29 protein-coding genes are annotated in these 26,132 nt (G+C 69.0%); 13 read left to right on the top strand and 16 right to left on the bottom strand.

Annotation, left to right across the window (positions count from 1 at the left end; all coding sequences use genetic code 11):
• Positions 1-34: 34 nt before the first annotated feature.
• Positions 35-457: a CopD family protein gene (locus GT347_RS14385; RefSeq protein ID WP_160555366.1), complete on the bottom strand. Its 423-nt coding sequence runs from the start codon at positions 455-457 to the stop codon at positions 35-37.
• A 252-nt stretch (positions 458-709) separates the two neighbouring features.
• Between GT347_RS14385 and hemB the strand changes: the two genes are divergently transcribed.
• Entirely contained in the window at positions 710-1,723 is a 1,014-nt protein-coding gene (hemB, locus tag GT347_RS14380) for a porphobilinogen synthase (protein WP_160552838.1), read from the top strand.
• A 13-nt stretch (positions 1,724-1,736) separates the two neighbouring features.
• Positions 1,737-2,822, top strand: a complete 1,086-nt coding sequence (locus tag GT347_RS14375; protein ID WP_160552836.1) for a magnesium transporter CorA family protein — start codon at positions 1,737-1,739, stop codon at positions 2,820-2,822.
• Between the two features lie 3 nt (positions 2,823-2,825).
• Here the strand turns inward: GT347_RS14375 and GT347_RS14370 are convergent, their stop codons facing one another.
• The 7 genes from GT347_RS14370 to GT347_RS14340 form a co-directional block, all read right to left on the bottom strand.
• Positions 2,826-3,512 (bottom strand): dienelactone hydrolase family protein, encoded by a 687-nt coding sequence (locus tag GT347_RS14370; RefSeq protein WP_160552834.1) that lies wholly within the window; start codon positions 3,510-3,512, stop codon positions 2,826-2,828.
• Between the two features lie 106 nt (positions 3,513-3,618).
• Complete coding sequence (locus GT347_RS14365) at positions 3,619-4,272, bottom strand: ABC-type transport auxiliary lipoprotein family protein (protein WP_160552832.1); 654 nt, start codon at positions 4,270-4,272, stop codon at positions 3,619-3,621.
• A complete protein-coding gene (locus tag GT347_RS14360; protein ID WP_160552830.1) occupies positions 4,269-5,282 on the bottom strand; it encodes an MlaD family protein in 1,014 nt (337 codons plus the stop codon). The genes GT347_RS14365 and GT347_RS14360 overlap by 4 nt, the downstream gene beginning before the upstream one ends.
• Position 5,283: 1 nt before the next feature.
• Positions 5,284-6,099: an ABC transporter ATP-binding protein gene (locus GT347_RS14355; protein WP_160552828.1), complete on the bottom strand. Its 816-nt coding sequence runs from the start codon at positions 6,097-6,099 to the stop codon at positions 5,284-5,286.
• 6 nt (positions 6,100-6,105) lie between these two features.
• Positions 6,106-7,230, bottom strand: coding sequence for an MlaE family ABC transporter permease (locus GT347_RS14350; protein WP_160555365.1), 1,125 nt, complete (start codon positions 7,228-7,230; stop codon positions 6,106-6,108).
• Between the two features lie 148 nt (positions 7,231-7,378).
• The gene (locus tag GT347_RS14345) at positions 7,379-7,714 is read right to left on the bottom strand and encodes a hypothetical protein (protein WP_229722316.1); all 336 of its coding nucleotides are present in this window, start codon (positions 7,712-7,714) and stop codon (positions 7,379-7,381) included.
• Between the two features lie 7 nt (positions 7,715-7,721).
• Positions 7,722-9,092, bottom strand: coding sequence for an ammonium transporter (locus GT347_RS14340; RefSeq protein ID WP_160552824.1), 1,371 nt, complete (start codon positions 9,090-9,092; stop codon positions 7,722-7,724).
• A 391-nt stretch (positions 9,093-9,483) separates the two neighbouring features.
• Here GT347_RS14340 and pabB point away from each other — a divergent pair, with 391 nt between their 5' ends.
• Positions 9,484-11,235 carry an aminodeoxychorismate synthase component I gene (pabB, locus tag GT347_RS14335; RefSeq protein ID WP_160552822.1) on the top strand — a complete coding sequence of 584 codons (1,752 nt, stop codon included), beginning with the start codon at positions 9,484-9,486 and terminating at the stop codon, positions 11,233-11,235.
• Positions 11,236-11,247: 12 nt separating this feature from the next.
• Here pabB and mrdA read toward each other — a convergent pair whose 3' ends face one another.
• The 4 genes from mrdA to GT347_RS14315 form a co-directional block, all read right to left on the bottom strand.
• Complete coding sequence (gene mrdA, locus GT347_RS14330) at positions 11,248-13,188, bottom strand: penicillin-binding protein 2 (RefSeq protein WP_160552820.1); 1,941 nt, start codon at positions 13,186-13,188, stop codon at positions 11,248-11,250.
• A complete protein-coding gene (gene mreD, locus GT347_RS14325; RefSeq protein ID WP_160552818.1) occupies positions 13,185-13,700 on the bottom strand; it encodes a rod shape-determining protein MreD in 516 nt (171 codons plus the stop codon). Before mreD ends, mrdA begins: the two co-directional genes overlap by 4 nt.
• A gap of 11 nt (positions 13,701-13,711) precedes the next feature.
• Positions 13,712-14,650 carry a rod shape-determining protein MreC gene (gene mreC / locus GT347_RS14320; protein WP_160552816.1) on the bottom strand — a complete coding sequence of 313 codons (939 nt, stop codon included), beginning with the start codon at positions 14,648-14,650 and terminating at the stop codon, positions 13,712-13,714.
• 240 nt (positions 14,651-14,890) lie between these two features.
• Positions 14,891-15,934 (bottom strand): rod shape-determining protein, encoded by a 1,044-nt coding sequence (locus GT347_RS14315; protein ID WP_160552814.1) that lies wholly within the window; start codon positions 15,932-15,934, stop codon positions 14,891-14,893.
• Between the two features lie 272 nt (positions 15,935-16,206).
• Between GT347_RS14315 and gatC the strand changes: the two genes are divergently transcribed.
• The 3 genes from gatC to gatB are packed head-to-tail and all read left to right on the top strand — an operon-like array spanning position 16,207 to position 19,467.
• Positions 16,207-16,506 carry an Asp-tRNA(Asn)/Glu-tRNA(Gln) amidotransferase subunit GatC gene (gene gatC, locus GT347_RS14310; RefSeq protein ID WP_160552812.1) on the top strand — a complete coding sequence of 100 codons (300 nt, stop codon included), beginning with the start codon at positions 16,207-16,209 and terminating at the stop codon, positions 16,504-16,506.
• Complete coding sequence (gatA, locus tag GT347_RS14305; protein ID WP_407704095.1) at positions 16,503-18,017, top strand: Asp-tRNA(Asn)/Glu-tRNA(Gln) amidotransferase subunit GatA; 1,515 nt, start codon at positions 16,503-16,505, stop codon at positions 18,015-18,017. Before gatC ends, gatA begins: the two co-directional genes overlap by 4 nt.
• Before the next feature lie 4 nt (positions 18,018-18,021).
• Entirely contained in the window at positions 18,022-19,467 is a 1,446-nt protein-coding gene (gene gatB / locus GT347_RS14300) for an Asp-tRNA(Asn)/Glu-tRNA(Gln) amidotransferase subunit GatB (protein WP_160552808.1), read from the top strand.
• Between the two features lie 13 nt (positions 19,468-19,480).
• On the opposite strand, the gene GT347_RS14295 is transcribed toward gatB, so the two are convergent.
• The gene (locus GT347_RS14295) at positions 19,481-20,038 is read right to left on the bottom strand and encodes a lipocalin family protein (protein WP_160552806.1); all 558 of its coding nucleotides are present in this window, start codon (positions 20,036-20,038) and stop codon (positions 19,481-19,483) included.
• 189 nt (positions 20,039-20,227) lie between these two features.
• Here GT347_RS14295 and GT347_RS14290 point away from each other — a divergent pair, with 189 nt between their 5' ends.
• A complete protein-coding gene (locus GT347_RS14290; RefSeq protein WP_160552805.1) occupies positions 20,228-20,683 on the top strand; it encodes a hypothetical protein in 456 nt (151 codons plus the stop codon).
• A 1-nt stretch (position 20,684) separates the two neighbouring features.
• Here the strand turns inward: GT347_RS14290 and GT347_RS14285 are convergent, their stop codons facing one another.
• The 3 genes from GT347_RS14285 to pyrE are packed head-to-tail and all read right to left on the bottom strand — an operon-like array spanning position 20,685 to position 22,728.
• Positions 20,685-20,915: a hypothetical protein gene (locus GT347_RS14285; RefSeq protein ID WP_160552803.1), complete on the bottom strand. Its 231-nt coding sequence runs from the start codon at positions 20,913-20,915 to the stop codon at positions 20,685-20,687.
• On the bottom strand, positions 20,912-21,997 hold the full coding sequence (locus GT347_RS14280) for a PepSY-associated TM helix domain-containing protein (protein WP_160555364.1): 1,086 nt from the start codon (positions 21,995-21,997) through the stop codon (positions 20,912-20,914). The genes GT347_RS14285 and GT347_RS14280 overlap by 4 nt, the downstream gene beginning before the upstream one ends.
• A gap of 23 nt (positions 21,998-22,020) precedes the next feature.
• Positions 22,021-22,728, bottom strand: coding sequence for an orotate phosphoribosyltransferase (pyrE, locus tag GT347_RS14275; protein WP_160552800.1), 708 nt, complete (start codon positions 22,726-22,728; stop codon positions 22,021-22,023).
• Positions 22,729-22,740: 12 nt separating this feature from the next.
• Between pyrE and GT347_RS14270 the strand changes: the two genes are divergently transcribed.
• From GT347_RS14270 to GT347_RS14245, 6 genes are all read left to right on the top strand, one after another.
• On the top strand, positions 22,741-23,544 hold the full coding sequence (locus tag GT347_RS14270) for an exodeoxyribonuclease III (protein WP_160552798.1): 804 nt from the start codon (positions 22,741-22,743) through the stop codon (positions 23,542-23,544).
• 42 nt (positions 23,545-23,586) lie between these two features.
• Complete coding sequence (locus GT347_RS14265) at positions 23,587-23,814, top strand: DUF6364 family protein (RefSeq protein WP_160552796.1); 228 nt, start codon at positions 23,587-23,589, stop codon at positions 23,812-23,814.
• On the top strand, positions 23,807-24,220 hold the full coding sequence (locus GT347_RS14260; RefSeq protein WP_160552794.1) for a PIN domain-containing protein: 414 nt from the start codon (positions 23,807-23,809) through the stop codon (positions 24,218-24,220). Before GT347_RS14265 ends, GT347_RS14260 begins: the two co-directional genes overlap by 8 nt.
• A gap of 76 nt (positions 24,221-24,296) precedes the next feature.
• Positions 24,297-25,475, top strand: coding sequence for a hypothetical protein (locus tag GT347_RS14255; RefSeq protein ID WP_160552792.1), 1,179 nt, complete (start codon positions 24,297-24,299; stop codon positions 25,473-25,475).
• Positions 25,476-25,519: 44 nt separating this feature from the next.
• Positions 25,520-25,795: a type II toxin-antitoxin system CcdA family antitoxin gene (locus GT347_RS14250; RefSeq protein ID WP_229722315.1), complete on the top strand. Its 276-nt coding sequence runs from the start codon at positions 25,520-25,522 to the stop codon at positions 25,793-25,795.
• Positions 25,795-26,124, top strand: a complete 330-nt coding sequence (locus GT347_RS14245) for a CcdB family protein (RefSeq protein WP_160552791.1) — start codon at positions 25,795-25,797, stop codon at positions 26,122-26,124. Before GT347_RS14250 ends, GT347_RS14245 begins: the two co-directional genes overlap by 1 nt.
• Positions 26,125-26,132 lie beyond the last annotated feature (8 nt).

Here is a 26,132-nt window from a genome sequence, read left to right as displayed (position 1 = left end):
GAGGAAGCTGCCCGGACGGCGCCACGGCGGCGCCTCAGAAGGGCTTGACCACGACCAGGATCACCGCCGCCAGCAGCAGCAGCACCGGCACCTCGTTGAAGAAGCGGTACCAGCGGCCGCTGCGCTGGTTGCGGCCCGCGCGGAACTTGCGCAGCAGGCTCCAGCAGGCATGGTGGTAGCCCAGCGCCAGCAGCACCACGAAGAGCTTGGCATGCATCCAGCCCGCGCCCTGGCCGATGCCGTAGCCGATAAAGAGCCAGGCGCCGAAGACCAGCGCCGGAACCGCCAGCATCGTGGTGAAGCGCAGCAGCCGGTTGGCCATGCCCAGCAGGCGCTGGCGTTCGGCCTCGCTGCCGGCCGGCACCTCCGCCAGGTTCACGAAGATCCGCGGCAGGTAGAACAGGCCCGCGAACCAGCTGGCGATGAAAACGATGTGAAACGACTTGATCCAGAGCATGGCCATGCGTGGAGTGTAGGCAATGCTCCGATCGGGCCCGGGCAGCGCCAAAAAAAACCCGGCGCGTCCGAAGGCGGTGCCGGGTCTGGGAAGCTTCGTCCGCACGAGGCGGAAGAAGCACCCGCTCAGGGAGGAAAAGCGGGGAACGACAAGAGCCGTTCGCCGGGCAATGTAGCAAGCCGCCTCGGACAGCGGTACGGGTGAATTCCCGAGTAACGCCAGCCCGCGCTGCCCTGTGGTGCAATTCGCTTCATGCACCACGCTCCCACGCCGTATCCGCTTTCCCGCCCCCGTCGCCTGCGCCGCGACGGCTTCAGCCGCAACCTGGTGCGCGAACATGCGCTGAGCGCGCACGACCTGATCTACCCGGTCTTCGTGCTCGACGGCCAGAACCGCCGCGAGACGGTCGCCTCCATGCCCGGCGTGGAACGCCTGAGCCTGGACCTGCTGTTGCCGGTGGCCGAACAATGCCTGGAGCTGGGCATCCCCGCCCTGGCCCTGTTCCCGGTGATCGACCCCTCGCTCAAGACCCCCGACGGCGTCGAGGCCACCAATCCCGACGGCCTGATCCCGGCCGTCGTGCGCGGCCTGAAGTCGCGTTTCCCGGAACTGGGCGTGATGACCGACGTCGCCCTCGATCCCTACACCAGCCACGGCCAGGACGGCCTGCTCGACGACAAGGGCTACGTCATCAACGAAGCCACCATCGAGATGCTGGTGCGCCAGGCCCTGGTGCAGGCCGAATGCGGCGTGGACATCGTCGCGCCCAGCGACATGATGGACGGCCGCATCGGCGCCGTGCGCGCCTGCCTGGAAGAGGCCGGCCACATCCACACCCGCATCATGGCCTACAGCGCCAAGTACGCCAGCGCCTTCTACGGCCCCTTCCGCGATGCGGTCGGCTCCGCCGCCAACCTGGGCAAGGGCAACAAGATGACCTACCAGATGGACCCCGGCAACAGCGACGAGGCCCTGCGCGAAGTGGCGCTGGACATCGCCGAAGGCGCCGACATGGTGATGGTCAAGCCCGGCATGCCCTATCTCGACATCGTGCGCCGGGTGAAGGATGAGTTCCGCGTGCCCACCTTCGCCTACCAGGTCAGCGGCGAATACGCCATGCTGCAGGCGGCCTTCGCCAACGGCTGGCTGAGCCGCGACGCCGCCACGCTCGAAGCGCTGCTGGCCTTCAAGCGCGCTGGTGCCGATGGCGTGCTGACCTACTTCGCCATCCAGGCCGCCCAGCTGCTGCGCGAACAGCGCGGCTGAGCACCGAGCCGCGATGCGTGTCATCTCGCTGCAGGGCGCCCATGTGGTCGAGAGCGACAGCCTCGACGCCCCCCTGCCGCCCCAGGGCTTTCTGTGGATCTCCTGCACCCGCAAGGAGCTGGAGGCCATGCTCGGCCGCATCCAGGAGGCCCTGCAGCGGCTGATCGGCATCCAGCTGGTCGACCTGCATGTGAGCGACCTGCTCAACCGCCAGCTGCCGTCCCACTACGACTACACCTCGCAGTACGACCTGCTGGTGTTCCGCCGCCTGGTCGCCACCAACCGCGACGGCAAGGGCAACCCCGAGCGGCGCGACGAGCCGATGTCGCTGCGCCAGGTGGACACCACGCCCGTCGGCTTCGCCGTCTTCGACCAGCTGCTGCTGACGGTGCACCCCGACGACTGCACCGTGCGCGACGCCTTCGCCGCCCGCCTGCTGGCCGGCCACGCGACGGAAGTGCGCGCCACCGGTGCCCGCACGCCCGCCAGCCCGGCCGACCTGATGCTGCGCCTGGTCAACCTGATGGTGGACGGCTACCTGGAGCTGCGCCGCGAACTCACCCGCCAGCTCGATGTCTGGCAGACCGAACTGCTGCGCCCGCGACCGCATGTGAACGACTGGAGCGCCCTGCTCGGCGCCCGCCTGGCGCTGCACCACCTCGACGAGATCTGCGAGGACCAGCGCGCCGCCGTGCAGGACTGGGTCGATGCGCTGGAGACCTGGCCCGCCCCGCAGAACCCGCCCGCCCAGCGCGAGCGCGACCTGCTGATGGTGCGCAGCCGCGACGTGCTGGAACACATCGAACGGGTGGTGCACCACGTGCGGCGCCTGGAGCAGAGCGCCGAAACCGCCGTGCAGATGCATTTCAGCATCCAGAGCAACCGGGCCAACGACATCATGCGGGTGTTGACCACGCTGACCGCCGTGTTCCTGCCGCTGAACCTGATCGCCGGCATCTTCGGCATGAACTTCGAATTCATCCCGCTGGTGCACAAGCAGGACGGGTTCTGGTGGGCCATGGGGTCCATGGGGGCGATCGCCATCGCCCTCATGGCCTGGTTCTGGCGAAAGAAATATCTCGCCAGGCCCAGCCGCTGAAGATCAGCCGATGTGCTGCTTGAAGAACGCCAGCGAGCGTTCCTTGGCCAGCTTGGCCGCGGGCGCGTCGTAGGAGCCGCGCTGGTCGCAGTTGAAGCCGTGGTCGGCTTCGTACAGGTAGACCTTCACTTCCGGATGCGCGGCCTCGAAGGCCTTCACGCTCTCCACGCTGATGTGGCCGTCCTTCTCACCGAAATGGGCGATGGTCGGCACCAGCGGCTTGCGCTCGGGCTCCGAGCCCACCGTCATGCCGCCGCCGTAATAGGCCACCGCCGCCGACAGGCCCTGCACCTGCGCGGCCGAGCGCCACACCAGCAGGCCGCCCCAGCAATAACCGACGATGCCGACCTTGCCCGCCTTGGCGGCATAGGAGACGGCCGCCTGGATGTCCTGCAGCACGCCGGGCGCCGGCAGGGCTTCCACGGCGGCCTTCAGGCGCACGCCTTCCTGCATGTCCGGGCCGGTGTAGCCCAGTTGCACGCCGGTCTGGGCACGGGAGAAGGTGGCGGGCGCGACAGCCAGGTAGCCCTCGGCGGCATAGCCTTCGGCGACCGAGCGGATGTGCGAGTTCACGCCGAAGATTTCCTGCAGCACCACGATGGCGCCGCGCGGCGTGCCTTCGGGCTCGACCACGTAGGCGGGGAATTCGAAGCCGTCGGCGGCGGTGAGGGTGATGTCGTGTGCGGACATGGTTTGCTTCCTGTGGACGTTGGAAAAACGGGATGTGGAAAAGGCCGGTTCTGCCGGCCGCGGGCGTTGTTGTAACCCAGGCAGCGCGCGGCTGCAGGCCCCGGGCTCAGGGCTTGACCATCCCGGTCGGAGCCAGCTGCACCAGCCAGGCGTCGATCTGCGCGGCGGCGGCGTCGGTGGCCGCGGCCAGCGCCTGCACGCCACCGGCCGCATCGGCCGAGGCGGCCGGCTGGCGCACCGCGAAGAGCCGCTGGCCGACGAAGCTGTCGCCCAGCGGCGTGTTCTCCACCAGCGTGGCGCGCAGGCGCAGCACGCCCTCGCTCTGGCCCGGGCTGGCGAAGACCTGGCTGAACTCCTCCAGCTGCAGGCGCAGCAGGCGCGGCCGCCGGCCTTCGGTGCGCTGCTGGGCCAGCAGGTCGTCCACATCCACGATGGGCCGGCGCTCGGCCAGCACCTCGCGCACCCGCTGGCGCACCAGCTGGGCCGGCGGCAGGGTCCAGCGGGCCATGGCGTAGGGGCGCAGCTGCTGGGCGTCGGAATACTGCAGGCGGTAGCTCACGGCGGCGGTGTCGGAAACGCCGGCCGTCTCGATGTCGCCGAGCGCGATCGGCGCCTGCGCGGTAACGGTCTGCGCGGAAACGACGGCCGAGACGCTGGAGCCGAAGTCGTAGGCGACCGGCCGGGTGGGCTTGTCGGGCAGGGCCGAGCAGGCGGCCAGCGCCAGCGCGGCGCCAAGCGATAGGCAGAGTCGTGTGGTCATGGCTGGCGGGCTCCTGCGGCGGGCGCGGTGGGCGCCGCGGTGGCGGCGGGTGTGACGAAGCCGGCCTCGCCGGGGCCGGGCCGGGCGTCGCCATTGCCGAAGATGAGCGACTGCGGGTTGTCGTTGATGCCGGTCACCGTGCGGCTCAGCTGCCGCATGGCGCGCGAGGCATCCTCGCTGACGCGGTTGATGCGCGGCAGGGTGGTGGTGCCGATCACGTCCACCGCATGGCTGAGCGCGCCGGTGCCTTCTGCCAGGCGGTCCAGCGGGCCGTCGGGTGCGTTCAGCCGCTGCGCCGTATTGCCGATCTGTCTGGCCGCACCGGAGATGTCGGTGGCCGTGCCCTGCAGCGAACGCAGGGTGACGGTGGCCTGGTCCAGCGTGCGCGGCATGGCGGCCAGGGCCGGGTCGACCCGGTCGGTGAGCGTGCCCTGCACCTTCTCGGTGAGCACCGCGACGTTGGCCGCCGCCTTGCCGATGTTGTCGAGCGCGGTGGAGATGCGCTTCTGGTTGTCGTCGCTCATCAGGTCGTTCAGGCGCTTGGCGGCGTCCTCCACCTGGGCCAGGATGGCCGGCGCGCTCTCCGTCAGCCGGCCGAGCTGCGAGGGCTTGATCGGCAGGCGCTCGATGCCGTCCTCGCCCGGCGGCACGACCGGCTGCGGCAGGTCGTCGTCGTCGAGCTGCACGAAGGCCAGGCCGGTCACGCCCTGGTAGGCCAGCGTGGCGAAGGTGGTCGGCGTGACCGGCGTGTTCTCGCGCACCGCCAGCTGCACCACCACATTGCCGGGGATCTGCGGGTCGAAGCCGATCTTCGTCACCTTGCCCACCGGCACGCCCTTGAAACGCACCGGCGCCTGCAGTTGCAGGCCGGTGACGGTGTCGCCGGTGCTGAGTTCGTAGTCGCGGTAGCTGCCGGTGTCGCGGGTCAGCCAGAAGGCCAGGCCGATCAGCATGGCGGTGAGCACCAGCACGAAGATGCCGGCGGCCATGGCGTGCGATTTGTTTTCCATGTCAGTCCTTCTGGGGCAGGGGCGCCATGGCGCGGCGGCCGCGCTCGCCCTGGAAATAGGTGTGGATGAAGGGATGGTCGAAGCGCGCCACCTCGCGCGGCGGGCCGTCGGCGATGACTTGGCGATCGGCCAGCACGGCCACGCGGGTGCACAGGGCGAAGAGTGTGTCCAGGTCGTGCGTCACCATGACCACCGTCAGGCACAGCTCGCGGTGCAGTTCGCGCAGCAGGTCGCAGAAGTCGTCGGAGGCACTGGGGTCCAGGCCGGCGGTGGGTTCGTCCAGCAGCAGCAGGGGCGGGTCCATCACCAGGGCGCGGGCCAGGGCCACGCGCTTGATCATGCCGCCCGAGAGGTCGGCCGGCATCTTCAGCGCATCGGCCGGCTTCAGGCCGACCATCTGCAGCTTGACCATGGCGGCGTCGCGCGCCAGCGCGGTCGGCAGCGTGCCCAGCTCGCGCAGCGCGAAGGCCACGTTGTCGAGTACGTTGAAGGCCGAGAACAGCGCGCCCTGCTGGAACAGCATGCCGACCCGGCTCGATGCCCCGCGCCGGCCCAGCTGCGCCGCCGGCTCGCCCAGCACCTCGACCGTGCCCTCGGCCGGCGTCTCCAGGCCCAGCATCTGGCGCAGCAGCACCGTCTTGCCGGTGCCCGAGCCGCCGACCAGGGCCAGGATCTCGCCCTGCTCCACCCGCAGCGCCAGGTGGTCGTGGATGACGACACGGCCGCGCCCCGTGCCGAAGGCCGTCACCAGGCCCTCGATGCGCACCACCGGTCCGCCGACCGGGCCGCAGGCGCTGGTGTTGATCACGGCATCCATGGCGCCTCAGAACCCCACGTTGCGAAAGACGATGGCGAACAGCGCATCGACCAGGATGACCACGGTGATCGAAGTCACCACCGAGGCCGTCGTGCCCTTGCCCAGGCTCTCGGTATTGGGCTCGACCCGCATGCCGTAGTGGCAGCCGATGAGCGCGATCAACACGCCGAAGACCACCGACTTCAGCACCGCGATGCCCAGGTTGGGCAGGCTCACCGCCCCCGGCAGCGCGTTGACGAAATAGGCCGGCGTGATGTTCATCGCCAGGTCGGCCGCCAGCATGCCGCCGGCCAGGGAGGCGAGCGTCGTCCACACGCCGATCAGCGGCATGGCCACGGCCATGGCCAGCGAACGCGGCATCACCAGCCGGAAGCCGTGGGCGATGCCCATGACCCGCATCGCATCGAGTTCCTCGGTGACCCGCATCACGCCGATCTGCGCGGTGATCGCCGAGCCCGAACGGCCGGCCACCAGGATGGCCGCCAGCAGCGGCCCCAGCTCGCGCACCAGCGAGATGCCCAGGATGTTGACGATGAAGGATTCGGCGCCGAACTGCCGCAGCTGGATCGACATCAGGTAGGCCAGCACCACGCCGATCAGGAAGCCGACCAGGGCGGTGATCGGCAGCGCGGTGGTGCCCATCTGGTAGAGATGGCCGGAGATGTCGCGCCAGGGGCCGGTGGACGGACGGCGGATCAGGCGGCCGATGTCCAGCAGCAGCTGGCCGAGCATGGTCGTCAGCGCGCGCGCCTGGGCCAGGGCCTCGATCACCCGGCGGCCCAGGGCCTCTGGGCCGCGCATCAGGGAGAAGGGGCGCTCGCGCGGGATGTCCACGCTGAAGCGCTCCACCCGCTCGAACATGGAGCGCTGGCCCTCGGCCAGGTCGACATGGCGCGGCCAGCCGCGGCCCCACACATTCCACAGCAGCTGGGCGCCGACATGGTCGAGCTGCTCGGCCGACCGCAGGTCCCAGTGCAGCTCGCTGTTGCCGCAGGCCTGGCGCAGCTCGGGCACCAGCTGGCGCCAGACCCGGCGCGAGCCGAGTTGCGCCGACGTCCAGCGGCCTTCCAGGCGCAGGCTCGCAGGCTGGACGGACGGGTCGCGGACGATGCGGGGAGCGGACTCCTCCATGGGCGGATCGGGACGGGTCAAGTTCGGGAAAGACGGAGGCCGTTCGCTGCGGGCCGCAGCCGGAGCATGGTAAGCGCCTCCGGAATATGCCGTGTGTCAGCCGACGGCGCGTCACCCGAAGGAGGCAGGGCGCGGGCGGCGCCGCGGCTCAACGCAGGCGGCCGATGTAGCGCGCGGCGGCGCCGACGATGGAGCCGGGCGCCGGGGCCTTGGACGACGCCGCGGACGGTGCGGGCGCCGCCGCCGCCGGTGGCGCGGCCGGTGCCGGCGGCTGCGCCAGGGCCAGCGCCTGCTCCAGCCGGTCGGCGCAGTCCTGCAGCTCCGGCCGGCGGTCGGTCACCGCCGTCTGCCGCGCCAGCGCCACCATGGCGCGGGCGTACTCGGGGTTGCGCACCATCCATTCGGTGTCGGTCACCCGGCCGGTGATGCGGCGCAGCAGCACATGCATCTGCGCGGCGAGGGCCATCTTGTCGCTGTCCTGCATATCCACCTCAGAGCGCCACACGCTCGCGGTGCTGCGCGATGTCCAGGCCGTTGTGTTCGGCCACTTCCTCCACCCGCAGCCGCACCAGCGCACGGGTCACCAGCAGCACCAGGGCCGTGCCGCAGGCGCTCCAGGCGATCACGGCGCCGGCGTCGAGCAGCTGCACCAGCACACGGCCGGGCGGGCCGGCGTCGATGGCCGGGTCGGCGAACAGGCCGGTCATCACGCAGCCGACCAGGCCGCCCACGCCGTGCACACCGAAGACATCGAGTGCGTCGTCGGCCTTGAGCAGCCGCTTCAGCCCGGTCGCGCCCCAGTAGCAGGCCAGGCCCGCGACCAGGCCGATCAGCAAAGCCGCCCGCACGCCCACATAACCGGAGGCCGGCGTGATCGCCACCAGCCCGGCCACCGCGCCCGAGCACAGGCCCAGCAGCGAAGGCCGGCGCCGCACGAACCATTCGGCCGCCATCCAGCCCAGCGCACCGGCGGCTGCGGCCAGGTGCGTCGCCAGGAAGGCCAGGCCGGCGCGGCCGTCGGCGGCCATGGCCGAGCCGGCATTGAAGCCGAACCAGCCGATCCACAGCAGGCCGGCGCCGCTCATGGTCATGGCCAGGTTGAAGGGTTCGAAGGGCTCGCTGGCATAACCCTGGCGCGGCCCCAGCATCCAGGCGCAGACCAGGCCGGCCACGCCGGCATTGATGTGCACCACCGAGCCGCCCGCGAAATCCAGCGCGCCGCGCTGCGCCAGCCAGCCGCCCGGCTCCCACACCCAGTGGGCGATCGGCACATAGACCACCAGCGACCACAGCCCGGCGAACCAGAGCAGCGCCGAGAAGCGCATGCGCTCGACCAGCGAGCCCACGATCAGCGCCGGCGTGATGACCGCGAAGCCCAGCTGGAACATCGCGAAGACGGCTTCCGGGATATTGGGCGCGATGTGGCTGACGGCCACCTGCCGGGTCAGCTTGTCGTAGTCGAAGCCGGCGAACCACATGCGCTCGCCGCCGCCGATGAAGCCGTTGCCGGGCGTGAAGGCCCAGGAATAGCCCACCGCGAACCACAGCAGCGTGACCACCGCCGCGATGCCGATCACCGAGGCCATGGTGTTGAGCACGTTCTTGCGGCGCACCATGCCGGCGTAGAACAGGGCCACGCCCGGCAGCGTCATCAGCAGCACCAGGGCGCTGGCGACGATCATCCAGGCGGTGTCGGCTGCGTTGATCGCCTCCAGCGGCAGCCGTCCCGGGTGGGTGAGCACCGCGGACGCCGGCGCCTGCGCGGCCTGGGCCGTTGCCTCGACCGCTGCCTGGGCCAGCGCGGAGGCACCGATCAGCAGCCCGGCAAAGCCCAGCAGCCAGCTCCGTGCATTCCAAGCCATCAGCCCCATCCCCCGCAATTTGATTTACATGGAACGCAGCAGGAGTCGTGCCACCACAAGCGGAAACCGATCTCACCGAGAGCGGGCACGGGTAAGCCCCTATGCACTAAAAGGGCGCACGGGCTTAAAGTCGTGGGCGCTGCAGGGCCTAGACGCTCCTGCGAGAGCGAGGCCCGAGGAGACACACCCAAGCAGAATTCGAAATTTCGCCCGTCAGCATCCCTCGAGAGATGCGGGCAGCTCTCACAACGCCAGGCATGTCCTGGCGTTTTTTTTGGCCTGCTCGTTCCGGGGCCGTGCGGCCTTTCGGGCTGGCCGCGCACCAAGGCGGTGAATCGGCGGCCACCACGCACGCTTTGGGGCGGCTGCCGCCAGCGGCGAAAATCCGGCGATGCATGCTGCCCGCCGTCCTCCCCGCGCCCTCGTCGATTTCCTGAGCGAGGACGGCCGGCCGCCGCTGCGCCTGGCCTTCGAAGGCTGCCGCGAGGTGCTGCGGGCCGACACCCTGGCCGAAGTCCGCACCGTGCTGCAGGCGGCCGAACGCCATGCCGCCGCCGGCGCCTGGTGCGTCGGTTTCGTGCGCTACGAGGCTGCGCCGGCCTTTGACGCCGCCTTCGAAGTCCACCCCGCCGACGGCCCGCTGGTGTGGTTCGGCGTGTTCGACAGCGCCGCGCCCTGGCCGGACGCCCCCGCCGCTGGCGCCTGGTCCACCGGCCCGTGGCAGAGCGAGCTGGCCCGCGCCGCCTTCGATGCCCGCATCGCCCGCATCCACCAGGCGATCCGCGGCGGCGAGACCTACCAGATCAACCTCACCGAGCCCCTGAGCAGCGGCTTCCAGGGCGAGGCCGAAGCCTGGTTCCGCGCCCTGCAGCGCGAGCAGCCCCAGGGCTACGCCGCCTTCATCGACACCGGCGAGGAGCAGCTGCTGTCGGTCTCGCCCGAACTCTTCTTCGACTGGGACGGCGAGCGCATCCGCTCGCGGCCGATGAAGGGCACGGCGCCGCGCGGCGACGACGCCCTGTCCGATGCGCGCCAGGCCGCCGCCCTGCTCGCCTCGGAAAAGGAGCGCGCCGAGAACCTGATGATCGTGGACCTGATCCGCAACGACCTCTCGCGCATCGCCCGGCCCCATTCGGTGAAGGTGGAGCAGCTGTTCCAGGCGCGCGCCTGGCCCACCGTCTGGCAGATGACCTCGGACGTGCTCGCCCGCACCCGCGAGGGCACGGGCCTGGTCGATGTGTTCGAGGCGCTGTTCCCCTGCGGCTCGGTCACCGGCGTGCCCAAGGTGCGCGCCACCGGGCTGATCCGTTCGCTGGAGACCGCCCCGCGCGGCGTGTACTGCGGCGCCGCCGGTGTGTTGCGGCCGGGCGGCGGCGCGATCTTCAACGTGCCGATCCGCACGGTGCAGCTGCGGGACGGCCGCGCCGTCTGCGGCATCGGCAGCGGCATCACCATCGATGCCCGGCCCGAGGGCGAATGGGACGAATGGCGCAACAAGCGGCGTTTCCTGGAGGCCGCCGCCGCGCCTTTCACGCTGATCGAGACCCTGCGGCTGGAGGGCGGCGTGTTCATCCACGGCGACGCACACCTGGCGCGGCTGCAGGCCAGCGCGGCGCATTTCGGCTTCGGCTGGGACGGCGCCCGGGTGCGGCAGGCGCTGGACGGCCTGCTCGCCGGACACGCCGAAGGCGCCTGGCGCGTGCGCCTGCTGCTAGACGCGGCCGGCCAGCCGAAAGCCGAGGCATTCGCCTTCGCACCGACCGCCACACCGGTGCGCATCCGGCTGGCGACCCGCCCGATGGAAACCGTCCACCCCGATTTCCTGCGCCACAAGACCAGCCGCCGCGCCCACTACAGCCGCTTCGAGCCCACCGAACCCGGCATCTTCGACACCCTGCTCCACAACACGGACGGCGAAGTGACCGAGTTCACCCGCGGCAACCTGGCCGCCCTGACACCCGACGGCGACTGGATCACGCCGCCGCTGTCGGCCGGCCTGCTGCCCGGCGTGGGCCGGGGCCGCTGGCTGGCCGAGGGCCGCATCCGCGAGGCACGGCTGACGGTCGACGCGCTGCCGCAGATGCGCGCCCTGGCCTTCGTCAACAGCCTGCGCGGCTGGCTGCCGGCCGAACTCGTGGACTGAAGCCGCCCGGCCTCAGGGCTGCGGCAGGGCGATGTCCTCGACCTTGCGCGGTGTGCCGATCGGCGCGGCGCTCTTGCCGATGCGGGTGGCGGCGATGTCTTCCTCGCTGGGGTAGATGCCGGCCAGCCAGTAGTCCAGCACCCGCCGGGCGATGGGCGCGGCCGCGCCCGTGCCCCAGCCGGCGTTCTCCACGATCACGGCCAGGGCGATCTTGGGGTCCTGCGCCGGACCGAAGGCCATGTAGAGGGCGTGGTCGCGCTGGTGTTCCTCCAGCGCGCGGGCGTTGTACTTGGTGTTCTGCGCCTGGGTCACCGCCTGGGCGGTGCCCGTCTTGCCGGCCGACACGTAGGGCGCGCCCGCGAACACGCCGCGCGCGGTGCCGCCGGTGGTCACCGCGATCAGGCCGGCGCGCACCGCGTCGATGTTGGACCGCTTGAAGCCCAGGTTCACCGGCGCCGGCTGCTCCACCGGCGTGGTCACGCCGGTGACCGGATCGCGCACCGCGCGCACCAGGTGCGGCCGGTGCTTGATGCCGCCGTCGGCCAGGATGGACGTGGCCTGCGCCACCTGCAGCATGGTGAAGTTGTTGTAGCCCTGGCCGATGCCCAGCGAGATCGTCTCGCCCGCATACCACTTGCGCTGCTCGGGCCGCTTGTAGGTGCGGCGTTTCCAGTCGGTGCTGGGCAGCACGCCGGTGACTTCGCCCGGCAGGTCGATGCCGGTGATCTGGCCGAAGCCCAGCGGCGCCATGAAGTCGTGGATGGCGTCCACGCCCAGCTCGTTGGCCAGCGAATAGAAATACACGTTGGACGACAGCATGATCGCCCGCTGCAGGTCCACCCCGCCCAGATAGCCCTCGGGGCTGCCGAAGCGGTGGCCGGCGAACATGTAGAAGCCCGGGTCGTTGATCACCGTGCCCGCCGTGCGTTTGCCGGTCTCCAGCCCCGCCAGGCCCATGAAGGGCTTGTAGGTGGAGCCGGTGGGATAGGTGCCGCGCAGCGCCCGGTTGAGCAGGGGCTTGTCGATGGAATCGTTGAGCGCGCTCCAGCTCTCCTGGTCGATGCCGTCCACGAAGAGGTTGGGGTCGAAGGTGGGCTTGCTGACGAAGGCCAGGATCTCGCCGGTGGACGGTTCGATCGCCACCAGCGCGCCGCGCCGGTCGCCGAACAGCTCCTCCACCAGCTGCTGCAGCTTGATGTCGATGGACAGCTGCACCGTCTGCCCCGGCATGGCCGCGTAGGTGGCCAGCCGGCGCACCGCCCGGCCGCCGGCCGAGGTCTCCATCTGCTCGACGCCGGTGGTGCCGTGCAGCTGGCGCTCGAAGCTCTGCTCCACGCCCAGCTTGCCGATGTGGTCGGTGCCGCGGTAGTTGCTGGAGTCGTCGGAGTCCTCGATGCGCTCCTTCTCGCGCTGGTTGATGCGGCCGATGTAGCCGATGACATGGCTGGCCAGCTCGCCGAAGGGATAGGTGCGGAACAGCCGGGCCTTGATCTCCACGCCGGGGAACTTGAAGCTCTGGGCGGCGAACTTGGCGACCTCGGTATCGGACAGGCGGGTGCGGATCGGCACCGACTCGAAGTTGCGCGACTCCTCGGTCAGCTTCTTGAAGCGGCGGCGGTCGCGCGGGGTGATCTCCATCAGGCCGCCCAGACGGGCGATGGTGTCTTCCACGTCGCCCGCCTTCGACGGCGTGATCTCCAGGGTGTAGGCCGAATAGTTGGTGGCCAGCACGTTGCCGTTGCGGTCGAGGATCAGGCCGCGGTTGGGCACGATGGGCACCACCGCCGTGCGATTGCTTTCGGCCTGCTCGGCCAGGTCCTCGTGGCGCACGATCTGCAGGTAGACCAGGCGGCTGCACAGCAGGCCGAAGCAGAACAGCATCAGCAGCGCGACGGCCAGGATCCGGCGCTTGAAGCGCGCCAGTTCCATTTCGGTGCTGCGGATTTCGGTCATAGCGGCCTGTTTTCGTCGCGGTCGGGCGCCCGGCGCTGCGGCGCCAGCAGCACCACGCTGATCGGAATCCAGAGCAGCGATTCGAGCAAGGGCGCCGCCACGATGCCCCAGCCCGGCAGGCTGGCGCCCAGGATCAGCCGGATCAGCGTCTGCAGCACATGCGCCCCCGCGAACAGCGGCAGCAGCTGCACCGCCTGCAAGGGAATGCCGAACCACAGCAATCGCCGCTGCAGGCTCACGCCGAGGTAGACCATCACCGTGTAGATGAGTGCGTTCTGCCCCAGCAGGGCGGCATGCTGCACATCCACGCACAGGCCGAGCGCGAAGGCCGCGCCCATGCCCACACGCGAGGGCTGGTGCACGCTCCAGAACACCAGCACCAGCATCAGCACATCGGGCACCCAGGCGGCGCGGCCCAGCGGCAGCAGGGCCACCAGCAGGGCCACGAAGAGGCTGCTCCAGATGAAGACCGGGTTGACCGGCAGCAGCAGTTGCTGCGGCGTGCGTGCCATGGCGCTGGTCCTCAGGGTGCCGGCACTGTGCGCGGCGGCAGCAGGCGGCGTTTGCTCTCGACCGGCGCCGGCTCCTCGGCCGGGCGCGGCGGGATCTGGTCGGTCAGGGGCTTCAACACCAGCACATGGCGCGAGCCCTGGGTGCTGGCCAGCGGCACGCAGCGGATGCGGGCGAAGGCGGATTCGGAGCGGCGCTCCACATGGCTCACCTTGGCGACAGGCAGGCCGGCCGGATAGACGCCGTCCACGCCGCTGGTGGTGAGCAGGTCGCCCTCCTCCACGTCGGCGTTGCTGGGCATGAAACGCAGCTCCAGCCCGCCCGCGCCGGCCGGATCGCCGTAGGCCACGCTGCGGGCGCCGGTGCGGGTGTTGAGCACGGGAATGGAAAAGTCGCGGTCCACCAGCAGCGAGACCTCGGCCAGCAGCGGATGCAGCCGGGTCACCTGGCCGAGCACGCCGGCGTCGTCGAGCACCGGCGCGCCGAGCGCCACGCCCTGCAGCTGGCCGCGGTCGATGATGACGCGGCGGGTGTAGGGATCGGGCGCGTCGTACAGCACCTCGGCCGCCTGCTCGGAGGCATTGAGCCGCTGGCGCAGGCCGAGCAGCTCGCGCAGCCGGCGGTTCTCCAGCAGCAGCTCCTCGACCTGGCTGGCGCGCTGGGCCTGCTGCAGCATGTTGCGGCGGGCCGCGTTCTCCACCGTCTGGGCCGAACGCACCGTGTCGAAGTAGTCGGCCGACATGCGCCCGATGCGCACCGGCTGCAGCGCCAGCCATTGCACCGGATACAGCACGGTGGACACCGCCGAGCGGATCGGCGGCGTGATGCCCAGTCGGGTATCGGCCACCATCAGGAACAGCGACAGCGCCGTCAGCACCGCCAGAGTCGACCGCGCCGACGGCCCCTGCTTGAAGAAGGGCGGCGCGGCGCGATCCAGGGTACCCAGAGGCATGGCGGTTGAAGAAAGGAAGAGATCGGGCCGGAGAAGCAGTAACCGGCAATGATAGGAGACAGACCGTGACGGAGAAAGGTTCCGGTCAGCGCGCGCCCGACCCGGCCAGCAACGCCGCAGAGCCCGATCCCCCTCATATCCCGGTAGAGCCGCGTCAGGGTCTCCCTGGCGCAGGCGAAGCCTCCCCTCGGGGGGTGGCGAACTACACGGAGCCGAAGGCGCAGTGAGAAGCCGGGGGGCTCACTCCGAGGTAAAGATGCTGCCCAGGCGATCCATGCGCTCCAGGGCCATGCCGCAGCCGCGCACCACGCAGGTCAGCGGCTCCTCGGCCACCAGCACCGGCAGGCCGGTTTCCTCGGCCAGCAGGCGGTCCAGGTCGCGCAGCAGGGCGCCGCCGCCGGTCAGCATCATGCCGCGGTCGGCGATGTCGGCGCCGAGTTCGGGCGGGGTCTGCTCCAGCGCGTTCTTCACCGCCGAGACGATGTTGTTGAGCGGATCGGTCAGGGCTTCCAGCACTTCGTTGCTGCTGATGGTGAAGCTGCGCGGCACGCCTTCGCTAAGGTTGCGGCCCTTGACTTCCATCTCCTTGACCTCGGAGCCCGGAAACGCGCTGCCGATGTTCTTCTTGATGGCCTCGGCCGTCGGCTCGCCGATCAGCATGCCGTAGTTGCGGCGGATGTAGTTGATGATGGCTTCGTCGAACTTGTCGCCGCCCACCCGCACCGAGCCCTTGTAGACCATGCCGCCGAGCGAGATCACGCCCACTTCGGTGGTGCCGCCGCCGATGTCCACCACCATCGAGCCCGAGGCCTCGCTGACCGGCAGCCCGGCGCCGATGCCGGCGGCCATGGGTTCCTCGATCAGGTAGACCGCCGTGGCGCCGGCCGCCTCGGCCGCGTCCTTGATGGCGCGGCGCTCGACCTGGGTCGAGCCGCAGGGCACGCAGATGATGATGCGCGGGCTCGGCGTGAGCATGGTCCGCGGATGCACCATCTTGATGAACTGCTTGATCATCTGCTCGGTGATCACGAAATCGGCGATCACGCCGTCCTTCATCGGGCGGATCGCCTCGATGTTGCCGGGCACCTTGCCCAGCATGGCCTTGGCCTCGCGGCCCACGGCCTGGATCACCTTCTTGCCGTGCGGGCCGCCTTCGTGGCGGATGGCGACGACCGAGGGCTCGTCGAGCACGATGCCCTTGTCGCGGGCGAAGATCAGGGTATTGGCGGTACCCAGGTCGATGGCGAGATCGGTAGAGAAGTACCGGCGGAAAGCTCCAAACATACGAATCCTAGAAGGGGCACGGCATGCTGTGCTTCTTGCCGTCGCCGGTTGTGCTGTGCAATGTGTCGGGGGTAGCGCGGAGGGGTCGGATTCGGGCGAATGCGGCGACAAAAGGGGCCGGCGCGGGGCGCGGGCGGAGCCTCCGGGCGAAGGCGGGATAATACCCGATGCGCCAGCGCCCGCCGACCCTTATAGGGGCTTGCCCGCTGCGTCAACCGTACCCCAACAGTACCCAACTCACGCTGTCGGCGCCCGCGCGGCGCCCGTTTGCCATGGCCCTCACCTCCCAAGACATCAGCCGGATCGCCAACCTGGCGCGGCTGGAACTCCAGCCCGACGAGAGCGACCGCATGCTCGGCCAGCTCAACGCCTTCTTCGCCATCGTCGAGCAGATGCGCGCCGTCGACACCAGCGGGCTGGAGCCCCTGGCCCATCCCGTCGCCGCCTTCGAGGACGTCGCCCTGCGCCTGCGCGAGGACGCCGTCGGCAGCTTCCCCAGCCGCGAGGACAGCCAGCGCAGCGCGCCCGCCGTCGAGAACGGCCTGTTCCTGGTTCCCAAGGTGATCGAATGAGCGGCGGCAGCATGAACGACAGCAACAAGGCACTCCACGACCTGGGCGTGGCCGAACTGGCCGCCCGCATCGCCGCGCGCGAGGTCTCGGCGGTGGAAACCGCCCGACACTTCCTGGACCGCGCGAACCGCCACCAGGACCTGGCGGCCTATGTCGCCATCGATCCCGAGGTGACCCTGGCCCAGGCGCGCGCCGCCGATGCCCGCATCGCCGCCGGCACCGCCGGGCGCCTCGAAGGCGTGCCGATGGCGCACAAGGACATCTTCGTCACCCGCGACTTCCCCAGCACCGCCGGCTCCAAGATGCTGGCCGGCTACCGCTCGCCCTTCGATGCCACGGTCGTCGCCAAGCTGGCCGAACAGGGCATCGTCACCCTGGGCAAGCTGAGCTGCGACGAATTCGCCATGGGCTCGGCCAACGAGAGCGTGGCCGTGCCCGCCGTCGGCAGCGCCACGCCGCAGACGCCGAAAAACCCCTGGGACCGCGCCCGCGTGGCCGGCGGCTCCTCCGGCGGCAGCGCCGTGGCCGTGGCCGCGCGCCTGGCGCCGGCCGCCACCGGCACCGACACCGGCGGATCGATCCGCCAGCCCGCCGCCTTCTGCGGCATCACCGGCATCAAGCCCACCTACGGCCGCGCCTCGCGCTACGGCATGGTTGCCTATGCATCGAGCCTGGACCAGGCCGGCCCCATGGCGCGCAGCGCCGAGGACTGCGCCCTGCTGCTGTCGGCCCTGTGCGGCCCCGACCTGGACCGCGACTCCACCTCGCTGGACCGCCCGGCCGAAGACTTCTCGCGCTCGCTAAACGACAGCCTGGAAGGCCTGCGCATCGGCATCCCCAAGGAGTTCTTCGGCGAGGGCCTGCAGCCCGATGTGCGCGCCGCGATCGACGCCGCGCTCAAGACCTACGAAGGCCTGGGCGCGAAGATCGTGCCGGTGACCCTGCCGCGCACCGAACTGGCCATCCCCGTCTACTACATCATCGCGCCGGCCGAGGCCTCGTCGAACCTGAGCCGCTTCGACGGCGTGAAGTTCGGCCACCGCGCGGAGCACTACACCGACCTGCTCGACATGTACAAAAAGACCCGCGCCGAAGGCTTCGGCGACGAGGTCAAGCGCCGCATCATGATCGGCACCTATGTGCTGAGCCATGGCTACTACGACGCCTACTACCTGCAGGCCCAGAAGATCCGCCGCATGATCGCCGACGACTTCCGCAACGCCTTCACCCAATGCGACCTGATCGCCGGCCCGGTGGCGCCCAGCGTGGCCTGGAAGATCGGCGAGAAGGCCGACGACCCGGTCGCCAGCTACCTGGCCGACATCTTCACCCTGCCCGCCTCGCTCGCCGGCCTGCCCGGCATGAGCCTGCCGGTGGGCAGCGGCGAGGGCGGCATGCCGGTGGGCCTGCAGCTGATCGGCAACTACTTCGGCGAGGCGCGCCTGCTCAACGCCGCGCACCGCTTCCAGCAAGCCACCGATTTCCACCTTCGTGCACCGGAAGGCGTCTAAGACCATGTCCTCGTTACTCGTCCAGGGCTATGAAGTCGTGATCGGCTTCGAAACCCACACCCAGCTCTCCACCGCCTCCAAGATCTTCAGCCGCGCGCCCACCGCCTTCGGCGCCGAGGCCAACACCCAGGCCGCGCCGGTCGACCTGGCGCTGCCGGGCACGCTGCCGGTGATGAACAAGGGCGCGGTCGAACGCGCCATCGAACTCGGCCTGGCGCTGGGCTCGACCATCGCGCCGCGCAGCGTCTTCGCGCGCAAGAATTACTTCTATCCCGACCTGCCCAAGGGCTACCAGATCAGCCAGTTCGAGATCCCGGTGGTGCAGGGCGGCAGCGTCGAATTCCTGCTGGGCGAGGAGAAGAAATCCGTGCGCCTGGTGCGCGCCCACCTGGAGGAAGACGCCGGCAAGTCGCTGCACGAGGACTTCATCGGCATGAGCGGCATCGACCTGAACCGCGCCGGCACGCCGCTGCTGGAGATCGTCACCGAGCCCGACATGCGCAGCAGCGCCGAGGCCGTGGCCTATGCGCGCGAGCTGCACAAGATCGTCACCTGGATCGGCATCTGCGACGGCAACATGCAGGAAGGCTCCTTCCGCTGCGACGCCAACGTGTCGGTGCGCAAGCCCGGCGCGCCGCTCGGCACTCGCCGCGAGATCAAGAACCTCAACAGCTTCAAGTTCATGCAGCAGGCGATCGACTTCGAGATCCGCTGGCAGATCGAGGAGATCGAGGACGGCCGGGCGATCCAGCAGGCCACTGTGCTGTTCGATCCGGACACCGGCGAAACCCGGGCCATGCGCACCAAGGAAGACGCGGCCGACTACCGCTACTTCCCCGATCCCGACCTGCCGCCGCTGGTGGTGGCCGCCGAATGGGTGGAACAGGTGCGCGCCCGCATGCCGGAACTGCCGCGCGCCATGGCCGCGCGTTTCGTGGCCGACTACGGCCTGCCGGAATACGACGCCGCCACGCTCACCCAGAGCAAGGCCATGGCCGGCTATTTCGAGACGGCCGCCAAGGCCAGCGGCCAGGCCAAGCTGGCCAGCAACTGGATCATGGGCGAGGTCTCGCGCCGGCTGAATGCGGGCGACCTGGCGATCGATGCCGCGCCGGTGTCGGCCGCCCAGCTGGCCGCGCTGATCGCCCGCATCGCCGACGGCACCATCAGCAACAACGCGGCGCGCCAGGTGTTCGAGGCGCTGTGGAGCGGCGAGGGCAGCGAGGTCGATGCGGTGATCGAGGCCAAGGGCCTGAAGCAGATGAACGACTCCGGCGCGCTGGAGAAGATCGTCAACGAGGTCATCGCCGCCAATGCCGACAACGTGGCCCAGTTCCGCGCCGGCAAGGACAAGGCCTTCAACGCCCTGGTCGGCCAGGTGATGAAGGCCAGCAAGGGCAAGGCCAATCCGGCCGAGGTCAACGCGGTGCTGAAGGCACGGCTGGCCTGAAGCCGGTGAGGCTTCAGCGGGCGGCCTGGGGCACCCGCTGGAGCTTGCTCACGTCGTAGCCCATGGCGGCGACGCGGGCCACCAGGGCCTGGTAACGCTCCTCGGGAATCGTCGGGGTGCGGGCCATGATCCAGACATAGTCGCGCTTCTCCCGCGCGACGATGGTCTGGCTGTAATCCGGCTCGACATGCGCGATGCGGTAGTCGGCCTTGATCGGCCAGACAAATTGCACGCCCCAGATGGCGCCGTCCTGCTCGGACACGAAGCCCTTGGAGCCCATGTGCTTCAACTCACCGTCGCCCTCCTGCTTGCGGTAGCGGAAGTCGATGTCGATATGGCCGTCCGCTGCCTGCGTGTAGCTTTCCACCGCATCGCGGGCACCGCGTTCCGGCCAGGTCGGGATGTTGGCGATGACGTACCAGGACCCCATGTAGCGCGGAATGTCGATGTTGCGGGCCAGCGGCAGCGGCACGTCGGTCTTGCCGGAGCCGGAGGCGCAGCCGACGACCAGGGCGACGGCGGCGGCGCCCAGGCCGGCGGCGGCGAGGAGGCGAATGGTGGATTTGTTCATGCACCCACGCTAATCAGGCCGCCGCGCCGCGCCCGTCGGCCATGCGCTGGCAGGGCTGTAGGCGCCCAGGGTGCCGATGACCCCCTTCAGCGCATGGGGAAATCGGCTGACGCGCCGCTCCGTGCCGCGGTCCCATCCTGCATGCACCGCGCCGCCACGGCGTGGACCGACTCACAGGACTCTCGAACAATGAAAACTCTGCACAAATTCCTGGGCGCTGCCCTGACCCTCGGCGCTTCGATGGCCTTCGCCCAGACCGCTGCGCCGGTGCCCGCGGGCGGTGTGGCCGCCAATGGCGACAACCAGCCCGCCCCCGTCATCCTGCTGGTGCCGGTGGAAGTCTCCAACCGCGCGCTCGAAGGCGGCTGCTGGGTGCAGTTCTACGAGAAGAAGGACTTCAAGGGCGACATCGTGACCCTGGTCGGCCCGAGCCAGCTCGCCGCTCTGGACAAGGGCACGGCCAAGCAGCTCAGGCGCGATATCGACAGCATCGTCACCGGCCCCAAGACCACGCTGCATGTCTACGAACACCGCCTGTTCAAGGACCGCAAGGTGGACTTCGCCGCCAACACCCGCGATGCCAATGTGCGCAAGACCCTGGGCTTCGGCGGCCGCATCGAATCGATGCAGATCGACTGCCAGTGATCTAGCGCTGGCGGTGTTCCGGCCCCGGCCGGCGCAGCCAGCCGAACCACAGCATCACCAGAACGGGAATGGCGAGCGCGATCCACGAGAGCACATCGCCCCAGCCGTCGAACACCAGGCCCGTCAAGAGGCCGACCAGCGACAGCAAGCCCATGGCCAGCGGCCAGCCCCAGAGCCTCCACAGCTGCGCGCGGTGCTGGCGCGCAGCCAGGTTCGAGTGGGAATGGCTCATCGCTTCTTGATCCACAGATACAGGCCGCTGCCCAGCACCACGATGGTGGCGATGTCCAGCAGCGCCCACAGCAGCTGCAGCGGGGTGCCCCCGTAGTCGCCGAAGTGCAGCGGCTGCGAGATCAGCAAGGCCTTGCCATACCAGGGCAGCGGCCGGCTGTCGGTGACCTGGCCGGTCTCGGCATCCACCAGCACCGGCTGCAGCAGGCGTGCGGTCAGCGGCGTGTCGCCCTTCATGAAGACCGCGTAGTGATGCGGGCTGGAAAAATTGCTGCCCGGAAAGGCGATGAAACGCATCTGCATGCCCGGCAGCAGCGCCTGCGCCGCATCGGCCGCCAGCTGCACCGGCACCCGGTGGGCCGGCGGCGGCAGGCCCTTGTAGGGCGCCACCATCTGGGCCATCTGGTCGTTCTGCCAGAACTTGAAGACGAGATCGGCCCAGGTGTTGATCATGCCGGTGGCGCCCACCACGAAGGCCCAGACCAGGGTGGTCACGCCCAGCAGATTGTGCAGGTCCAGCCACTTGGTGCGCGGCTTGCGGTCGCGCCGCACGCTGCCGAAATCGAGCTTGCGCATGAAGGGCGCATACAGCACCACCCCCGAGACGATGGCCACCAGCAGCAGAAAGCCCATGAAGCCCAGGAAGAGCTTGCCCGGCAGGTCGGCGAACAGGTCCACGTGCAGCCGGAACATGATGTACATGAAGCCCTGGTCGAAGGGCGGATGCGGCAGCGGCTCGGCGGTGCGGGCATCCATCATCAGGCTGGTGAAACCGGTGCTGGCGTCGGCCGTGGTGTTGAGGGTGACGAAGGCCATGCGGTCGTCGTCCTCGTCCGGCCCGTAGAACTGCACCACCGTGCCGGGGTGCTGCGCCAGCGCCTTGGTCAATATGTCGTCGATGCGGGCGCGCGGGGCGTCGGCCGCCATGGCCGGCGGCTCGGCCTCGGTGCCCAGCAGATGGCCGATCTCGTGGTGGAACAGCAGCGGCAGGCCGGTGATGCACAACAGCAGCATGAAGGCCGTGCTGACCAGGCTGGACCACTTGTGCACCCAGCTCCAGCCGCGCACCGCGGCGCTGCTCAGCCAGCGATGCGGCGCCGCCGTGTTCACACCTCGACGCCGTAGCGTTCGCGGTAGGCCTGCACCGAGGCCCGGTGCGCGGCCGCCTCGCCGCCGGAGCCGCTATCCGACAGGTAGGCCAGCAGGTCCGACAGGCAGGCGATGGTGCAGACCTGCAGGCCCAGCCGGTCGCGCACGTACTGCACCGCGCTGTAGTCCACGTCGGCGCCGTTCTCGGTGGCCTTTTCCTGGCGGTCGAGGGCGATCGCCATGGCGTGGGGCACGGCGCCGGCGGCCTCGATCAGCTGGATGGATTCCCGTGCCGCGGTGCCGGCCGACATCACGTCGTCGACGATCAGCACCCGGCCCCGCAGCGGCGCGCCGACCAGGCTGCCGCCCTCGCCGTGGTCCTTGGCTTCCTTGCGGTTGTAGGCAAACGGCAGGTTATGGCCGCGCCGCGCCAGCTCGATGGCCACGGCCGCCGCCAGGGGGATGCCCTTGTAGGCGGGGCCGAAGATCATGTCGAATTCGATGCCGCTGGCGATCAGCGCCTCTGCATAGAATCCTGCGAGCCGGCCGAGCTTGGCGCCGTCGTCGAACAGCCCCGCATTGAAGAAATACGGGGACAGGCGCCCCGCCTTGGTCTTGAATTCACCGAACCGCAAGACGCCGGACTCGATGCAGAACTGCACGAACTCCTGCGCCAGCGGCCCCGCCGCCAAAGCGCCCCGGGCGCTGCTGCCATCCACCACCATGGGACGTTTTCCTTGTTCAAATTAACCAGCCTGAACCTCAACGGCATCCGCTCGGCCACCAGCAAGGGCCTGGAGCCCTGGATCGCCGAGACCGCGCCGGATTGTATTTGCCTGCAGGAGGTCAAGGCCCAGGCGGCCGACGTTGCCGGCCGCTTCGAGGAGCTGGCCGGGATGAAGGGCCATTTCCACTTCGCCGAGAAGAAGGGCTATTCCGGCGTGGCGATCTACACCCGCCACGAGCCGAGCGAGGTGGTGATCGGCTACGGCTCGCCCGAGTTCGACGCCGAGGGCCGCTTCGTCGAGCTGCGCTTCGACACGCCGACACGCAAGCTCTCCATCATCAGCTGCTACTTCCCCAGCGGCTCCTCCGGCGAGGAGCGCCAGCTGGCCAAGTACCGCTTCCTGGCCGAGGTGCATCCCATCCTGATGAAGCTGAAGGGCGAGCGCGAATTCATCCTCTGCGGCGACATCAACATCGCCCACCAGGAAGCCGACCTGAAGAACTTCAAGGGCAACCGCAAGAACAGCGGCTTCCTGCCCGAGGAGCGCGACTGGATGAGCAAGATCCTGCACCTGACCGACGCCACCGGCGGCCTGGTGGACGTCTACCGCCGCCTGTTCCCCGACACCACCGACGACTGCTACACCTGGTGGAGCAACCGCGGCCAGGCCTATGCGAAGAACGTGGGCTGGCGGCTGGACTACCAGATCGCCACGCCCGCCACGGCCGAGGCGGCGCGCACGGCGGCGATCTACAAGGACGTGAAGTTCAGCGACCATGCGCCGCTGACGATCGGGTACGACGTCACGCTGTGACGCCCCGAAAACACATAATATGTGCGCACAGGATTCCAACCCATGAACATCACTTTGTCCGTAGACGAACGCATCGCCGAACAAGCCCGCGCAGCTGCGGCCACCATGGGCAAGAGCCTGAACCAGGCCGTGCGGGACTACTTGGAGCAACTCGCGGGAAGCCAGCAGTTGGCCAGCGAGTTGGATAACTTCGAGCGGTCGGCCCTTGCCACACCGGGCCGGCTGGAGGGCTGGCGCTTCGACCGCGAAGAGGCGAACCGCCGTGCGTAGCCTCCTGGACACAAACGTCCTTGTCTACGCCGACGCCGCCGACGAACCCGCGAAGCAGAAACGAGCCATCGCACTCATCACCGCCACCCGCAGCGCAGGCACCGCGGTTCTCTCGACGCAGGTGCTGCAGGAGTACGTGAATGTCGCCTTGCGCAAGCTCCGCCTGCCGCCAGACCTGATCCGGGAGCGAATCGGGTTCTACCGGCGATTCGAAATGGTGTCTGCATCACCCGATCTGATCGCCGGGGCGCTGGACCTCTATGTCCTACGCAGCCTTTCTTTCTACGATGCCCTGATCGTGCAAGCCGCCATCGTTGGAGGATGCGAGAGGGTCCTCAGCGAGGACATGCAGCATGGCGCGGTGCTGGGCGGCGTGCGCATTGAAAACCCGTTCGCTTCCTGCTGACCGCCAGCCGGCACGCTGATACTGGCAGACAACGAGTTTATCTGTAACAGTGCGTGACCTTTCCCCGGAGTCACGCATGGGCACGAAAAAGTGGACCGCCGTCGATTACGACGGCGCGAAATACCTGGCCAAGGCGGTCGGCGGCAAGCTGGAACGCATCCAGCTGCCCAAGACCATGAGCCTGCAGGTCGTCATCGAACTCGACGACGATCTGTTCAAGAAGCTCGCCAAGGACCCGACCTGGCTGGCCAAGCTGCAGGAAGCCGCCGGCGACAAGGCCCGCACCGCCCTCGACGCTGCCGCCAAGGACATCCTGGCCGTCGAGGCCAAGGCCGGCAAGTTCGACGCCAAGACCGCCGCCATCTTCACCAAGGACGTGCAGTCCATGCTGGAGGCCCGCTTCAAGGCGGCCAGCGGCGAGATGGCGGACGCTTCGGTCAAGCTCTTCGAAAGCTACAAGAAAGGCCAGAAGGACCTGCTCGAGTTCCGCATCAAGGCCGGCGGCAAGATCCTGGTGACCGCGCTGGTGATCACCGCCAGCGTGGCGGGCTCGGCGCTGACCTACGGCGCGTTGTCGCCGCTGGGCATCGTGGGTGTGGTGCGCGGCGGCGTGACCATCAGCCAGGAGATCGTCAAGCTGGCGCTGTCGGCCGACCAGATCGCCAAGGTGATCCAGGCCGAGCTGAAGGTGCTCAAGAAGGTGATGACCGACAAGCAGCCCAAGGGCAACGCGGCCAAGGAGCTGGGGCTCAACGCGCTGGCCAAGGTCGCGGGCATCGACACGCCGAGCCTGAAGAACTGCAAGTCGCGCATCGAGCTGCACAAGATCGACATCGGCAAGATCGAGAAGAAATCGCACGAGATGTCCAAGAAGATCTACGAGGCGATGGATCTGCAGGCCGACTGGGCCAAGAAGTTCGACAAGGCCAAGAAGAGCATGCCGGCGCCCAGGGTGGGCAAGATCTCGACGGCGCTGGAGAAGTCGGAGAAGGCGCTGGACATCCTGATCAAGGGCACGATCAAGGTCAACGAATCGGTCGAGCGCGCCGAGAAACGCCAGCTCGCCTTCGAGGCGGCGCTGGAGAAGATGGAAGACGGCATCCCCGGCTGGGTGAAATACGTGGACCTGGCCATCGGCCTGGCGCTCGACCTGGGCATGGGCATCGCCGATGCCAACAACGCGATCGAGAAGGCGGTGACAGTGGTGCTGAGCTGCGAGCAATTGATCGCCACCGAGACGATCGACCGGGCTTGAAGGCCGGCGAATTGCCATGTCGCGGCCATGCGCATACCATGCGCATGATCCACCCCAACGGAACCGCAGTCATGGAAGCAATCGCTGCAGCGCCCCGCAAGAGGGCCGTGAATCTGACGTTGAACGAAGACCTGATCATTCAAGCCAGGACCTTGACCGACAACCTTTCCGCCACGGTGGAATTGCTGCTGACCGGTTTCGTGACGGAACGGCAGGCTGCGCTGCGCAGCCACCGGGACGCTGCCGAAGCCTGCGCGCAGGAGTGGAACGCGGTGCATGACCGCATCGGCTCGTTTGCGGACGAGCACTCGACCTTGTAATGGCGCAGTTCGACGTTCATCGCAACAAGGGGCCCTTGCGCGATTCGATTCCGTTCGTCGTGGTCGTCCAGTCCCGGCAGTTCGACGGCTATCGCCGCCGGGTCGTCGTTCCGCTGGTGCGGCAGGCCTTGCTGGCGGCAAAGGCCGCCAGCGAACGGTCGCGGATGAACCCCGTCTTCAGTGTCGAAGGTGTCGCGGTCGTCCTGCACCCGCTGGATACGATTTCCGTGGCGATGGACCAGATGGGCGAGGTCGTTGGATCGCTGGCGGAAAACGGCCAGGCCATCACCGACGCCATGGACGAACTGCTCACCCGCTCCTGGGGTTGATCAGCGCG

This window comes from Xylophilus rhododendri, from assembly GCF_009906855.1.
Lineage (GTDB): Bacteria > Pseudomonadota > Gammaproteobacteria > Burkholderiales > Burkholderiaceae_C > Xylophilus > Xylophilus rhododendri.
This window is presented reverse-complemented; position numbering and strand designations above follow the sequence as displayed.

Coding starts and splice junctions, on each gene's coding strand:
- GT347_RS14290 (WP_160552805.1), top strand. CDS start 20,228: ATGAAAACTCTGCACAAATTCCTGGGCGCTGCCCTGACCCTCGGCGCT.
- gatB (WP_160552808.1), top strand. CDS start 18,022: ATGTCCTCGTTACTCGTCCAGGGCTATGAAGTCGTGATCGGCTTCGAA.
- GT347_RS14250 (WP_229722315.1), top strand. CDS start 25,520: ATGATCCACCCCAACGGAACCGCAGTCATGGAAGCAATCGCTGCAGCG.
- GT347_RS14245 (WP_160552791.1), top strand. CDS start 25,795: ATGGCGCAGTTCGACGTTCATCGCAACAAGGGGCCCTTGCGCGATTCG.
- mreD (WP_160552818.1), bottom strand. CDS start 13,700: ATGGCACGCACGCCGCAGCAACTGCTGCTGCCGGTCAACCCGGTCTTC.
- GT347_RS14345 (WP_229722316.1), bottom strand. CDS start 7,714: ATGCAGGACAGCGACAAGATGGCCCTCGCCGCGCAGATGCATGTGCTG.
- GT347_RS14360 (WP_160552830.1), bottom strand. CDS start 5,282: ATGGAAAACAAATCGCACGCCATGGCCGCCGGCATCTTCGTGCTGGTG.
- GT347_RS14295 (WP_160552806.1), bottom strand. CDS start 20,038: ATGAACAAATCCACCATTCGCCTCCTCGCCGCCGCCGGCCTGGGCGCC.
- GT347_RS14340 (WP_160552824.1), bottom strand. CDS start 9,092: ATGGCTTGGAATGCACGGAGCTGGCTGCTGGGCTTTGCCGGGCTGCTG.
- GT347_RS14365 (WP_160552832.1), bottom strand. CDS start 4,272: ATGACCACACGACTCTGCCTATCGCTTGGCGCCGCGCTGGCGCTGGCC.
- GT347_RS14285 (WP_160552803.1), bottom strand. CDS start 20,915: ATGAGCCATTCCCACTCGAACCTGGCTGCGCGCCAGCACCGCGCGCAG.
- GT347_RS14370 (WP_160552834.1), bottom strand. CDS start 3,512: ATGTCCGCACACGACATCACCCTCACCGCCGCCGACGGCTTCGAATTC.
- GT347_RS14375 (WP_160552836.1), top strand. CDS start 1,737: ATGCGTGTCATCTCGCTGCAGGGCGCCCATGTGGTCGAGAGCGACAGC.
- GT347_RS14255 (WP_160552792.1), top strand. CDS start 24,297: ATGGGCACGAAAAAGTGGACCGCCGTCGATTACGACGGCGCGAAATAC.
- GT347_RS14315 (WP_160552814.1), bottom strand. CDS start 15,934: ATGTTTGGAGCTTTCCGCCGGTACTTCTCTACCGATCTCGCCATCGAC.
- gatC (WP_160552812.1), top strand. CDS start 16,207: ATGGCCCTCACCTCCCAAGACATCAGCCGGATCGCCAACCTGGCGCGG.
- GT347_RS14355 (WP_160552828.1), bottom strand. CDS start 6,099: ATGGATGCCGTGATCAACACCAGCGCCTGCGGCCCGGTCGGCGGACCG.
- pyrE (WP_160552800.1), bottom strand. CDS start 22,728: ATGGTGGTGGATGGCAGCAGCGCCCGGGGCGCTTTGGCGGCGGGGCCG.
- mreC (WP_160552816.1), bottom strand. CDS start 14,650: ATGCCTCTGGGTACCCTGGATCGCGCCGCGCCGCCCTTCTTCAAGCAG.
- hemB (WP_160552838.1), top strand. CDS start 710: ATGCACCACGCTCCCACGCCGTATCCGCTTTCCCGCCCCCGTCGCCTG.
- gatA (WP_407704095.1), top strand. CDS start 16,503: ATGAGCGGCGGCAGCATGAACGACAGCAACAAGGCACTCCACGACCTG.
- pabB (WP_160552822.1), top strand. CDS start 9,484: ATGCATGCTGCCCGCCGTCCTCCCCGCGCCCTCGTCGATTTCCTGAGC.
- mrdA (WP_160552820.1), bottom strand. CDS start 13,188: ATGACCGAAATCCGCAGCACCGAAATGGAACTGGCGCGCTTCAAGCGC.
- GT347_RS14350 (WP_160555365.1), bottom strand. CDS start 7,230: ATGGAGGAGTCCGCTCCCCGCATCGTCCGCGACCCGTCCGTCCAGCCT.
- GT347_RS14385 (WP_160555366.1), bottom strand. CDS start 457: ATGCTCTGGATCAAGTCGTTTCACATCGTTTTCATCGCCAGCTGGTTC.
- GT347_RS14265 (WP_160552796.1), top strand. CDS start 23,587: ATGAACATCACTTTGTCCGTAGACGAACGCATCGCCGAACAAGCCCGC.